Below are 13,236 nucleotides of genomic sequence, written 5' to 3'. Positions count from 1 at the left end.
ATATTATGCCTTGATATATGTCACCACTTCCTGCCCCTCCGAAAGACCAAAGATTATTTCAACAAGCCCGCCATCCGCCTCAAGTCCCGTTCCCACCTCTGTTTCGTGATAGGCCTTCCTCTTTGCGTCATCAATGACCCGAACGAATTTTTTACCGTCCTTGCTGATGACCGCGCGCTGCGGCACGGCAAGGACTCCTTCTTTCTTCGCGGCAAGAATGGTCATGTTGGCCGTCATGCCGGGCCTGATGTCGGGAATGGGTTCAAAGCTTGCCGTGATCTTATAGTTCACCACGCCCGAAATGACCACGGAGGCCGGATTAATGCTTTCTACCTTCCCTGCAAAATGCCGGTCCGGACCCAGCGCATCAAACGTAAGATCCGCGTCTTGACCGGATTTGAGCGATGCAATCGACGCCTCAGAGACATTCGCCTCTACATGCAAATTTCCCACATCTTGCAACACAATAATCTCCTTCAATGCCGTAGTCTGTTCGCCCACCTTGATATCCACCTGGGTTATCGTACCGTCCGCCGGAGCTTTCAGTGTCGTATTCTCCACAAGAGCTTGTGCGGTCTTCACCTGACCTTCCGCAGAAAGTATTTGTGCTTTTGCAACCGCAATATCGGCCGGCCGCGCTTGGGCACGCGTAGAAGCTTCGGACGCTTGAGCCTGAAGCAGAGCTGCCTGGGCGGAACTCACCTGCGCCTGAGCACTCGCTATGGCGCTTTCGCGCGCTTTTAGCGCTGCTTGATAGGCATTGTTGTTGGAAACATAAGCAGAGGCATAAGTATTTGGAATGTTCACGGTCCAGGTGTCTGCGATGGATGGGGTCGATGCGAACGTGATGTAGAGACCCTTCGTGCCCATAAAAACCGGCGTTGTTTTTACATCGCCCGAAGAACTTTCAAGTCCCTGAGTTTGAAAACGAAGACCGTTGCCGCTGTTTAAAAGACTGATCTGATATATTCCTTCCTGCAAACCAATGTAGGTGCCGGTAATGGTGGGAACAACGTTATCCAGATTGCCGGAACCCGCCACCGCCGAAAAAGACGTATTAAGCAGTGTGGCATAAGCATTAACCACGGCGGTCTCCTGTGTAGCCTTGATGCTCTGAAGGTTCGTGTTTGCATTATCCAGTGCAACCTGGGACGCCTCAACCGCTTTTTCTGCAACCGCTATCGCCTCGCTCGAGGCACCGGCAAGCACCTTGTCGTAATTAGCTTTGGCCTGCGCGAGGCTTCCTTGGGCGGACGTTAAAGAAGCATAGGCATCGGTTTGATCAAGCATGGCCAGAGTTTCTCCCTCTTTCACCACATCGCCCTCTCTGACCGAAATCTTCTTTACAACACCGCTTGCCTTGAAGCCCAAAGCAAGGTCCGTTGAAGAGACAACCTGTCCCGTGGTAAGCACCGTGGATCGCAGGTTTTGTTTTTTCACCCAGTCGGTCTGGATATTGCCGGCGGCGTTCCCGCCCCAAATAAGACGGTATGAAATGCCGCCGATAGTTGTGACAACAATAATTCCCAGAACGATTTTTGTACGTAGCTTCATATATTATGAATTTTTCTTAGATTTTTTAAGCGAGCCGAATAACTTTGTGATGTGTGTTTTGGCTAAAGACTCCGCAGAAGTGCCCGCAACATGATCCATGATCATATTAACGAACTCTTCCATCTGATCCGCTTTCATGAACGCCAAAACCTTGCCGAACTTCCCAAGAACGAGCAGTTGATCTCCGGCCTTCAACTTGAAATCCGCCCGGGCTTTTGCGGGAATGACCACCTGCCCCCGTGCACCCATCGTGGTCGTTCCGTAAAGCCGGTCTTGGTTATGCAGTTTTTTTGCGCGCTCTAAGAACGCTTTATCGAGCTTCATAGGGGAATGCTTAGTGAATGATATTTCATACTTATCATACTCTTACCATGATGCCCCGTCAAGGCGGCGCCAAAAGAAACAAAAAAGAACGCTCGCACGCTCTTTCGCTTCCTTGAAGGCGTATGCCGCATCACCCAACGGATGTTTTTAGTTTTTTCTCTTTCTCATGCCTCTCCATGGCAAGCTCGATTAATTTATCAATGAGTTTCGCATATGAGAGGCCGCTTGCCTCCCACAATTTCGGATACATGCTGATATTGGTAAAACCCGGGATGGTATTCACCTCGTTTATAAGCGCTTCGGTGCCATTTCTCAAAAAGAAATCCACGCGCGCCATACCTTCTAAACACAGCGCCTTAAAAGCTCGCAGAGCCAACTGCTGGATTTTTTTTACAACAGCGGGCGGAAGTTTTACAGGAATTTGCAGGGTTGCGCCCTGCTCGTCGATATATTTGGCCTCGTAGGAATAAAATTCGTGCCGCGGTATCACCTCTCCCGGAAGCGACGCTATCGGGTCATCATTGCCCAAAACTGCGCATTCTATTTCCCGTCCATTGATAAATTCTTCGACAAGGATCTTTTCGTCATACTGGAACGCGTCCTGGCATGCCCGGGTAAATTCGTTTTTGTTCTTTACCTTATGGATGCCCACGGAAGAGCCGAGATTTGCCGGTTTTACAAAAAGAGGCAGACCGACCAGTTTTTCCACCTCGTCAAAATCAGGAATCCCGCCGGATGCGCGGTATGCAATAAATTTTGCCGTAGGAATTCCCGCGTCTCGAAAAAGCCGCTTTGCAACATCCTTATCCATGCCCACGGCAGAACCCAAAACACCAGCGCCAACGAAGGGCACGTCGAGAAGTTTCAACAACCCCTGCACGGTTCCATCTTCCCCGAACGGCCCGTGAAGCACGGGGAACAATACATCAATGGATCCTTCTCCATCCTTCCTGAGAGGAAAGGCAACGAGGCCCCGCTTGCCGTCTCCGGGAGAAACGGTAAGAGGGGTAGCGGCTGATTTATTCAGCGCAATAAGCTTTGGATCTTCGGCATGAAGCAGAAATTCAGAATCATCGGCAAGGTGCCACCGGCCCTCTTTATCAATGCCCACAAGCACCGATTCATACTTCTCCTTGTCGAGAGCCGCAATGATATTTTTTGCAGACTGCAAAGACACTTCGTGTTCTGCTGATTTGCCACCAAAAATAATGCCGACTTTTATTTTTTGTTTCATGCATTTTTTAGCATACCAGGAATCCGCACCGGAGACAAACAAAAAACCGCCGGGTAGACGGCGGGCTATGAGGCTGGCGTGAGTTGAAGAAGTTTCGAGTACCTCGAAAGGCTTTTCCACCAATCATAGACCTGCACTTTCGAAGGATGTGTTCTGTGCATTTTTTGAAAAAACCGCGCCGTCACCCCATTCCATTTGGCAAGCATGATTGTCGGAAAGTCTTTCATGGCCTCCGTAATAAGCAACGTCGCCACGCCCTGTCTTCTGTATTGTCTGTGAACAAAAAGAAACAGATCCGTCGTACCCTCGTGAAAGAATGCAAAGGCCCACCCCTTAATACGCTTCTGTTCGAATACAACAATCGTCGGCGATTCAGGAAATAACCGTATGAAATGCTTCAAGTATCCCCCGGGCAGCGTTGCCCGCTTCAGTTGCATTTGCGTTGTCTTGTCCCACTCAAAAAACTTCCTTCTTTCAATTTTCAAAGACCACCCCCTAATTTATTCCTTTGCCGCATCTGTTACCTTCTCTTCCGCGGCTGGCTGAATTTCTTCGCTTGCCGAAGAAGCGCTTTGCGAAGCGGGCGTTTCTGTCTCGGGCTCAGAGAGCGTGGCCTCTTGGGCGTCGCCTTCTGTCGCGACGTCTTCTTCAACGCTTGCCTCCGCCGGTAATTCCGCGCCTTTGATATCTATTTTCCAGCCGGTTAGTTTTGCGGCAAGCCGCACGTTTTGTCCTTTCTGCCCGATGGCAAGCGAAAGCTGGTCCGGCGGCACCTCCACTATCGCCTTGCGCTCGTCCGGAAAGAGCGTTACATCGAGAACTTTTGCGGGGGAAAGCGCGTGGGCAACGAACACTTCCGGATTCTCGGACCACTCGACGATATCTATTTTTTCTCCGCCGATCTCGTTAATGACCGTCTGCACTCTCGTGCCGCGCTGTCCGACGCAGGAACCGATGGGATCAATGCCTTCTTCTTTTGACGCCACCGCCACCTTTGTTCGTGAGCCGCCTTCGCGCGCTATAGACTTGATCTCCACGGTTCCTGCGGCTATTTCGGGAACTTCCAGGGCGAAGAGCTTGCGAAGCACCATGGGATGCGACCGGGAAAGCAGTACCAAGGGGCCTCTGGGCGTCATTTCAACCCTGATGAGCAGGAATCTCAAGCGCTGGCCTATGCGATAGTTTTCCGTGGGCAGCTGATCCTCGGGGAAAAGCGTTGCGATGGTTTTGCCAAGGTCCACAAAAACACTCTGTCCTTCAATGCGCTGCACAATACCGCTCACCAGTTCCCATTCCTTTCCCTTATACTCGGCAAATATCGCATCTCGTTCGGCTTCGCGGATGCGCTGGATAATAACCTGTTTTGCGGTCTGGGCCGCAATGCGCCCGAAATCCGAATGCGTCTCGAGCGAAGTAATAAACTCTTCGCCGACCTGAATATCCTTATTTTCTTTCCGGGCATCTTCCAGAAGAATGTGCTTCTCGGGATTGAATCTTATTTTTTTCTCCTCTTCCGATTCGGGAATTTTCTCGAGTAGTTCTTCGGCCTCCATTTCCCGCTTCTTTTGAAGTCTTTTTTCCTCCGGCGTTGCCGTCGCAGCCGCGGCAATGCGTTCCGTCGCTTCTTTTTCCTCCTGGGCAATCTCTTCCTCTGTTTTTAGCATTGAGGGTTCCACAATCAACTTCACCTGCGTGAATGACATCACGCCCGTTTCGGGATCCATTTTTGCCCGCACGATCTGTCCTCTGCGGCCATATTCGCGCTTATAGGCCGCGGCGACAGCCATTTCTATTGTTTCAATAACGCGTTCCCGCGATATGCCCTTTTCTTCGGATATCTGCGTAAGCGCCGAAAGAAATTGTTTTTGATCCACGGTAGTAAAATTCAAAATGCAAATCTCAAAATGCAAAATTTTGGAGTATCGTGAAAGTTTTTTGAAGAAAAATTTTCACTCCTTAATTTTGATTTTTGATCTTTGATTTTTAAATTTCTTAATCAAAAAACCACCCTTTATTAAGGCGGCTTGTACCCTTCTAGTATAGCTATATGGAAAAACTTGTCAATAGCCGGTTATGGTGCTACGATATGCGACATCCACATCAATCTCACAAGGAGGGCGCATCGGTGTTTCTCAAAATAATGCGAAACTTAGCCGATCGTGCTTCCTTGAGAAGTGTCGAGCGGCTACTTGAAAACACGAATATACATCGAAACACCTGCATTATCACGCTGGGCATTTGCGAACCGACGACAAATCTTGTCGTCCAGGTAGAAAAAGAAAACCGTCACAGATGGGTAGCGCAGCTTGCAACGACTTGCTTGGTCTATCCGATGACCATAACCATTGTCGTGCTCTTGGCGATGCTCATGGGCCGCAAGACCCAAAAAAGACCGATGGTTGCCGAAACCCGTCCGCCGTACATCCTGCTTTACATGCCAAAAATGGATTCGACGGATATTGGCGGAGGCGGCGGAGGCGGAGGGAAAAATTCTCCCAAGCCGCCCTCTGCCGGAAAACTTCCCGACATTAAGCGGGCGCAGATTGTCGTGCCTTCCGTTGCATCGCCGAATATAGATCCGGATATTCCCGAACCTCCTTCTTTGCAGGGCTCAATTGACGCATCACAAATTCCCATTCCCGCACTTCCCGATACTGTGGGAGATGCCATGGCCCCCATACCCAATCCCACTTCCGATGGCGAGGGATCTGCGGGTGGTATCGGCGCGGGCACTGGGACGGGCATAGGCCCCGGCAGCGGCGGCGGTTACGGCCCCGGCAGCGGCGGCGGGACGGGCGGTGGAGAGGGCGGCGGCATCGGCGCGGGTTTCGGAAGAGGCAGAAGCGACACAAGAGCTTTTGTTTTCAGCCGTCCTGATCCTCCGGCCGATACACAAAACCGGGAGCTAAACAGAGCTATTCGAAAATTTCGAGGGAAAACGATGTATTTTGCTCTGAAGGTCTCACTGGGCGGCAACATTGAAGACACGCACATCTTCTCAAGTCCGGGAGACGAAACATTCAACCGCCTACTCATGGAACACATTAAGAACACCTGGAAGGTGTTTGCTATCCGTGCCACAAAGGACGCCAACGGAACACTGCGTGACGAGTACGTGAACGACTGGGTGCTCATCATCACACAATTCTGAGGTGTACTAAACGCCCGACCATCACCAATGGCCGGGTTTTATTGCTGACAAATTCTGCGCTCAAAATCCGAGAAAAAAATTTAAATATTCTTAAGTTGTCTTGGCAAAAGAATGCCAAGGACAATGACTTTTGCAAGGGTTCCTATCGCATACCCAAGCGGAAGGGCCAAAAGCCCGAATGTACCAATAAGCATCCATGCGCAAAAAACGGAGATTATGAGATTGAATGCGCCCGCCAAAACAGGTAAAAGTGTATTTTTCGCCGCATAAAACGCGCGCGCCTGCAGATGGCTTACGGCTTCAAAGGGAATCGAGAGGGTGAACGCGCCAAGCAGCAGCGCAGTTTCACGCACTGCATGCTCGTCAAACGATCCCCCGCCGATGAGAAGCGAGATAATGAGGTTTCGGAAAAAAAACATGCCTAGTGCCGCAAGCACGCTCAACATCACGATATGCCGCATCGTACGATTAAGCTCGGCATTGAATCGATCGCGGTCTTTCTCGGCGTGGGCCTTGGCAAGAAGCGAAAACGACACCGTCGCAAACGAGATACCGATAAGGCTTATGGGAACGCTTTGAAAATTTCTCGCGAAGTTCAATATTGCGATACTGCCGCTTGGCAGAGTCGAGGCAAGCGCGGTAAATCCCCAAAATGTTGCCATCTCCACAGGGTGACCGAACATTTTAGGAAGGGACAGGCGTAAAAACGGAATGAATTGGGGAAGTTTCATGTGGAACGCGGGGCGGATGGGAAAGCGCAATGTTTTAAGTTCCAAAAGTCGAACGGCAAGATGCAGTAGGGCGCCGCCTATGGTGCCGTATGCAACGCCCAAAATACCAAAATGGGGCGCGAGAAAGAATGTTCCTACGATAATGCCCGCGTTATAGAACACCGGTGCAAGTCCATAGGTGAGAAATCGATTTTCGGCGACAAGAATGCCGCCCAAGGCGTTTGACGCCGCAAATATCGTGGGAGAAAACGCAAGCACGCGCACGAGACGCACCAGAAGTATATGGTTTTCTGCGCCGAACCCGGGAGCAACGAGTGTCGCAAGATAGGGCGCAAAGATGAAAAGCAGCGCGCCAACCCCAAGCATTAAAAGCGCGGAGATCGTGGTTATTGTTCTGGCAAACAGTATAGCCTGTTTCGGATCTTTTGATTTCGCTTCAAGAAAGAGCGGCACAAACGCCGCAGCAAGCCCCCCGGCGATCAAAAAATTCAAAAGAAAATCCGGAAGTAAAAAAGCCGCCTGGTAAGCGTCCAACTCCTGTCCCGCGCCAAAGGTATGCGCAAAAAGCCGGTCGCGCAGAAGACCGAGAACATAACTTGCGAATGTTGTGCCGACAAGAATGCCCCTCGACGATATAAGCGTATCTTTTAAAAAGTTTTTATCCAATTTCACTGTTTGAGTATACCCAGTAAGAGAATTTTGAACAAGAATGAATGATTGACAATGAGATTTTATGGTCCATACTGGGCTGGCAAGCATACGGGGGTGGTTCATGAAAATCCAAGAAACGGTTCGTGATGACGGCCTGCGCATCATCTCCTGCCGCGTTCCTTCAAAAAAAACGCATCTAGAACTGGTCGCGGGAGTAGGGTCTGCTTATGACCCACCCGGCAAAAAAGGGCTTTTCCATTATTTTGAACATATGGCGTTCAAAGGAACTGCCAGAAGAAGCATTGCGGATATTAACTCCTTCATTCGACGGAATTTACTTGAGCGCAATGCCCATACCGGGCACATTGAGATAGGATTTGAGGGAGAAGCGATCGCAAGAAAATTTCCGCTCTTGTGTGATCTGATGTGCGATATCTACTGCAACTCCCGATTCCCCGTCGAAGAGGTTGAAAGAGAAAAAGAGGTCGTGCTCAATGAGATAGCGCGCGACCACGACGAAGACAACTACCTCGCCTACATTGCGCTCTGGAAGGAGCTCTGGCGGGAAAATCCTCTGCGCATTCATGGCGTAGGCTCGCCCTCAGGAGTCCAGAATGTTACCAGGGAAGATCTTCTGCGCGAGAAGGCGAAGTGGTTTGTCCCGAAAAACACCATCGCGCTTGCCATCGGGGACGTCCGCCACGACCAGGTCCTCTCGCTACTGGAAAAACACCTTGCTCTGCCACGCGGGCACGTGCTGCACAATGCATGGAACGACGAGTACGGAGTGCTGCCCGAAAAGCAGGAGGTTGTTATTGAGCGGCCTAAAAGCGAAAAGGCAACCCTGCTTTTTGGTTGCAAGTTTCCCATCTTCAAGAACGAGCGGACGCGTCAGATGTCAACGTTCTTGATGCGGCTTTTGGTGAGCGGCCAGACGTCGCGGTTATGGAACGAGGTGCGAGAGAAAAGAGGTTTTGCATATGCGTTATGGGGCGGAATATCGGGCGCCCATCCGCTTGGCTACTATTTCGCGGCCTATGTGGAAACCCTCTCTTCGCGCATTGATACGGTCCGGGAACTTATTGAGAGCTCGGTCTTTACGCCCCTGCAAGATCAAAGCACTTTCGAGGAAGTACAGGAGTCGCTTGACGACCTGCATATGCTCACGCCGGAGAAACTGGAAGACTGGTCAGGACATATTCTTGGCACAGCACAAAAACACTGGCCGCTCAAAAGTTTGGAGCGCTACTTCCCGCGACAACGCAAAATTATCTCTTCTATCACTCTTGAAGAGGTCGAGGCGCTTCGCGCGCAAACGCTGAAACCAGAAAAATTCGTAACGGTTATCGTGAAGCCGTCTTAACTCGAACATACGTTGCACAAATTGCAGCGTATTTTTCTTTTTGCTGCTCTATACTACTATGGAGAGAGGTGTAACATCCGACAACATGACCCCCTTTGAAACGGAGATGCAAAAACTAAATCCCCGGCAACGCGAGGCGGTGGAAAACATTGAAGGACCCGTCATGGTTGTCGCCGGACCCGGTACTGGCAAAACACAGATCTTGACGCTCCGCATTGCCAATATTTTAGCCCGCACCGACACGCCCGCCGAAGCGATCCTGGCGCTCACCTTCACCGAAGCTGCTTCCGCGAACATGCGCCGCAGGCTTGTTGCGCTTATCGGCAGCCGCGGCTATTACGTCCGCATCGGAACGTTCCATGGGTTTTGCAACGCGCTTATCCAGCAATATCCGGAAAAATATCCGGCTATTATGGGCGGCAGACACTGCATGCCCGCCGATGCCATGGCCATCCTGCGCGCTATCATCGAAGAAGGTTCTTGGACGAACCTCCGGCCGTTCGCGGAGAAATTCTACTATGTACCGGAAATTCTCAAGGCCATCAAAGACATCAAGCGAGAAGGATTCGGTCTCGACGCGTTTGCCGAATTGGTAAAAAGGGAGAAAGAGGAGTTTGAGTCGCGCGACGATCTGCACCACACCAAAGGGAAATACAAGAATGAAATGAAGGGTTCGGCACAAAGACGGCTGGAAAAGCTGAACCGGAACAAAGAGCTTTCCGAAATATACGTCCGGTATCAGGAAGTGCTGCGGACGCGGAAGTTGTATGATTTCGACGACATGATCCTGGAAACCATAAAGGCCATGGAGTCGGACAAGAATTTTCTGCTAGAACTGCAGGAACGTTATCAGTATATCCTCGTTGACGAGCATCAGGATACCAACGGTGCCCAGAACAAAGTGCTCGAGCTTTTGGCAAGTTTCTATCCGAACCCGAACCTCTTTGTGGTGGGAGATGAAAAGCAGGCGATTTTCCGGTTCCAGGGAGCATCGCTCGACAATTTTCTTTACTTTAAGAATAAATACGCGGATGCAAAGTTCATTTCACTGGAAGAAAATTACCGCTCTACGCAGACCATCCTGGATTCGGCGCAATCGCTCATAGAAAAGAACAAAGCGGTGCTGTCGCTCCCCCTGCGAGCCGCCCGCCCTCTAAGGCGAGGCTCGCTTCAGGCGGCAGAAAAAAAGGGGAAGGATCTTGTACAGGTCTGGAAGTTCTCGTTGCCGGAGGCAGAACTTCTTTTTCTTGCCGGACGTGTAAAGGAGCTCTTTTCCCAAGGCGTTCCCTGGAAGAATATGGGGATACTATATCGCGAGAATAGGGATGCGCTGCCCATCGCCGATTTTTTTGCCGCGCAAAACATACCTTTTGTCATCGAGTCGGACCGAAACGTGCTGGCCAATCGCCTTATCATGAAACTCGTGGCCTTATGCAATGCGATCTGGCGCTTTGGAGAAGACGAGGCGCTGGCACGAATTCTACACATTGATTTTTTGGCACTCGACCCCATGGATATCTACCGACTCATCCGCGCCACGGATGACGAGAAGCGCGTATCGCTTTGGATGCTGGTTTCTGGATCAGAGAATTTGGATATGCTTGGCGTTCGCGAACCGGCAAAAATCAAAGATTTGTACGAGAAATTGGCACGCTGGAAACAACAGAGCGAGAACGAGGAACTTGCGAAATTCATCTCCAGGCTCATGCGTGAGTCCGGATTTCTCGAGCACGCACTCAAACACGGCAATTATGCCAAAAACATGGAAGCTGTCGGCGCGTTTTTTGATGAAGTAAAAAAGATATCCGAAAACCACCAGGACGCCGCATTGCGCGATCTCATGGAATATCTGGAGGTGCTACGCTCGCATGGAGCTACGATCAGAGAACGCGGCGCGCGTCTTGAGGAGGCGGTGCGCCTGATGACCGCGCACAAAGCCAAGGGACTGGAATTTGAAGCGGTGTTCATTGTCGGGGCATCGGACGGCCACTGGGGCAATAAGCGGTCGCGCAAATATTTTGAACTTCCGTTCCGGACGGTGTCGGACGTTTCAGAAATGGAGAAAAACGAGGACGAGCGAAGGCTTTTTTACATGGCGCTTACCCGAGCAAAACGCGTCTCGTGTATTACTTATAGCCAGACCTCTTCCGATGGCAGAGAGCTTGTCCCGAGCCAATTCATAGAAGAAATACGGGAGAATCTGCGCGAGGCGCACGCCGGAGATGAGTTTGAAAAAGCATTCTCGGAGAGAAGAGAGGCGTTTATGGCTCCACCGCACGAACTTGCGGCACCCGGAAGAGAATATTTCTCGGAAATTTTCAGGAAGCGAGGACTGAATGCGACAGCGCTCAATAACTATCTGTCGTGTCCGTGGCGATTTTTTTATCAGAATTTGCTGCGCTGGTTCTCCTCCCCGACATCGCTCCAAATATATGGCATTGCTGCGCACAAAGCTTTGCAGATGTTTTTTGACGCAAGAAATCAGGGAAAGGACACGAACAAGAATTTTTTACTCGATGCATTCCGACAAGACATGGCCCACAAGGCTCTTGGCAGACGCGACAAAGAGGCGCTTATAAAAAAAGGAGGCGTGTCGCTCGGAGGGTACTTTGATGCCTGGCACGAGACATGGAGCGCCCAGACCATAAACGAATTCAGGGTACCGGGAGTGTTGCTCGGTAAAGACATCAAACTTACCGGAAACCTTGATAAGTTGGAGCTGGATGCCGACGGAAGAAGCGTGGCTGTAGTGGACTACAAAACCAAACAACCCCAGAGCCGCAATTGGATAGAAGGCAAAACCCGGGACAAGCGGAGTGGCCAATATAAGCGACAACTTGTATTCTACAAATTACTTCTCGATTTGAAGCCCGAAAAAACATATCACATGAAAGCCGGCATTATTGATTTTCTGGAGCCGGATGAGCGGGGTAAGTATCGGCGAGAGCTGTTTGAGATTACCGAAGCAGAAAAAAAAGAGTTGATAGAGACCATTGAGCGCGTTGCCGATGAAATCACGCACTTGAAATTCTGGAACCGGCGGTGCGATGAAAAAGACTGCGAATTCTGCCGCTTGCGCGCTTTGATGGACCCGTCCTAAAAGCGCGTAAAAAATCGATAAGGCGTGCGGGGGCGCCGTTCTGAATCGTCTTTGCGCTGGCAGGTGCGCAAAAAGAAAGGTGGCAAAAATTGCCACCGTGAAATCTTATTGTGCGGATTGTCCCCGTAATAGCTTCCATCCGATGCCCAAGACCGCTCCAAAAAGCGACGGAACAAAAGCAAGGAAGTAAAGAAAGTACAGAATGTGTGGGTGGTAAAGAGCGACTGTTCCAACAACACTAAGCGCGAAGAGCAGAAAAACCATGAGGAAGTTCAAAAAAGAACCCCCGATTTTCAATCCAATTTTCAGACCGACCAAAACCAGCAGCGCTACAACAATAAACGATCCGAGCCCAAGCAGTAACAGTTGTATCATCTTTCTTGCCTCCGTAAAGTCATCCTTATCCTAGCAAGATTTATCTCAAAGTCAAGCAGTCGTCGCCTACGAACATTTTATTGAACCCGTTTCTCCACCTTGGCAAGGTGGCATGTGAACGTTTTTGCTCTCGCGCTCGACTATGTCCACATATTTATGATATTCTTCTGGTGTTCTTCAATTTTCTGCGCAGGAGGGAGGCCCCAATGAGTAGACTTTTTGTTTCCGTTCTTTTTCTCGCCTTGCTGTCAATTTGCTCTTTTTCAATCGCTTCGGAGCCCGGAACGGCGCTGGTTACGGAGGCCGACAACGGGAAGACCGTTGAGGTGGCAAAAGGAAGTTTTTTGGTCATTGAACTTCCAGGTCAACCGGGAACCGGCTACTCGTGGCAACTTGCCGAATACGATAAGAGATTGCTGGAGTTTGTCGGCAAGAATCTCCGGGAGCCGGAGCAGGGATACCCCAACATGAAGACCGTGGAGATTTTCAGGCTCAAAGCCAAGAAGAAAGACTCTTGCGTGGTTGAGCTGGAGTATCGGCGGCCGTTCGGAAAACAAAAATCACCGACAAGATCTTTCAGGGTAACCGTCCGAATTCATTAATTTAAGTCCCGCTAAGGGACTTTTTCTTTTGGAACGGGTTATGCGTTGTTCGAACCGCTGTGGTGGGCGTGGGTGGTTTGTGCCCATGAACCAGAAATCGTCTTAGCGATTACGATTTGTGACTGCCCCCAACCGTGTCGCCCATAACAAC

At 50.5% G+C, this 13,236-nt stretch carries 11 protein-coding genes; 4 read left to right on the top strand and 7 right to left on the bottom strand.

What is annotated here, in order from left to right; translation table 11 throughout:
• Positions 1-3: 3 nt before the first annotated feature.
• From Q7S09_00810 to nusA, 5 genes are all read right to left on the bottom strand, one after another.
• Positions 4-1,554, bottom strand: a complete 1,551-nt coding sequence (locus Q7S09_00810) for an efflux RND transporter periplasmic adaptor subunit (protein ID MDO8557717.1) — start codon at positions 1,552-1,554, stop codon at positions 4-6.
• Between the two features lie 3 nt (positions 1,555-1,557).
• Complete coding sequence (locus tag Q7S09_00805) at positions 1,558-1,878, bottom strand: AbrB/MazE/SpoVT family DNA-binding domain-containing protein (GenBank protein ID MDO8557716.1); 321 nt, start codon at positions 1,876-1,878, stop codon at positions 1,558-1,560.
• 130 nt (positions 1,879-2,008) lie between these two features.
• Positions 2,009-3,112: a D-alanine--D-alanine ligase gene (gene ddlA / locus Q7S09_00800; protein ID MDO8557715.1), complete on the bottom strand. Its 1,104-nt coding sequence runs from the start codon at positions 3,110-3,112 to the stop codon at positions 2,009-2,011.
• Between the two features lie 65 nt (positions 3,113-3,177).
• Positions 3,178-3,597 (bottom strand): GNAT family N-acetyltransferase, encoded by a 420-nt coding sequence (locus Q7S09_00795; GenBank protein ID MDO8557714.1) that lies wholly within the window; start codon positions 3,595-3,597, stop codon positions 3,178-3,180.
• Positions 3,598-3,612: 15 nt separating this feature from the next.
• Positions 3,613-5,001 (bottom strand): transcription termination factor NusA, encoded by a 1,389-nt coding sequence (gene nusA, locus Q7S09_00790; GenBank protein MDO8557713.1) that lies wholly within the window; start codon positions 4,999-5,001, stop codon positions 3,613-3,615.
• A gap of 197 nt (positions 5,002-5,198) precedes the next feature.
• On the opposite strand from nusA, the gene Q7S09_00785 reads away from it, so the two are divergent.
• Complete coding sequence (locus Q7S09_00785) at positions 5,199-6,263, top strand: hypothetical protein (protein ID MDO8557712.1); 1,065 nt, start codon at positions 5,199-5,201, stop codon at positions 6,261-6,263.
• An 80-nt stretch (positions 6,264-6,343) separates the two neighbouring features.
• Here the strand turns inward: Q7S09_00785 and murJ are convergent, their stop codons facing one another.
• Entirely contained in the window at positions 6,344-7,666 is a 1,323-nt protein-coding gene (murJ, locus tag Q7S09_00780) for a murein biosynthesis integral membrane protein MurJ (protein MDO8557711.1), read from the bottom strand.
• A 100-nt stretch (positions 7,667-7,766) separates the two neighbouring features.
• Here murJ and Q7S09_00775 point away from each other — a divergent pair, with 100 nt between their 5' ends.
• Both Q7S09_00775 and Q7S09_00770 read left to right on the top strand, forming a co-directional pair.
• Complete coding sequence (locus Q7S09_00775) at positions 7,767-9,008, top strand: pitrilysin family protein (protein MDO8557710.1); 1,242 nt, start codon at positions 7,767-7,769, stop codon at positions 9,006-9,008.
• Positions 9,009-9,093: 85 nt separating this feature from the next.
• Positions 9,094-12,108: an ATP-dependent DNA helicase gene (locus tag Q7S09_00770; GenBank protein MDO8557709.1), complete on the top strand. Its 3,015-nt coding sequence runs from the start codon at positions 9,094-9,096 to the stop codon at positions 12,106-12,108.
• 105 nt (positions 12,109-12,213) lie between these two features.
• Here the strand turns inward: Q7S09_00770 and Q7S09_00765 are convergent, their stop codons facing one another.
• Positions 12,214-12,483 (bottom strand): hypothetical protein, encoded by a 270-nt coding sequence (locus Q7S09_00765; GenBank protein MDO8557708.1) that lies wholly within the window; start codon positions 12,481-12,483, stop codon positions 12,214-12,216.
• A gap of 206 nt (positions 12,484-12,689) precedes the next feature.
• On the opposite strand from Q7S09_00765, the gene Q7S09_00760 reads away from it, so the two are divergent.
• Positions 12,690-13,085 carry a protease inhibitor I42 family protein gene (locus tag Q7S09_00760; GenBank protein MDO8557707.1) on the top strand — a complete coding sequence of 132 codons (396 nt, stop codon included), beginning with the start codon at positions 12,690-12,692 and terminating at the stop codon, positions 13,083-13,085.
• Positions 13,086-13,236 lie beyond the last annotated feature (151 nt).

This window comes from bacterium (assembly GCA_030649025.1).
Classification (GTDB): Bacteria; Patescibacteriota; Minisyncoccia; order JAUYLV01; family JAUYLV01; genus JAUSGO01.
Note: the sequence above shows the minus strand (reverse complement) of the source record. Positions and strands in the feature narration are given on the sequence as shown.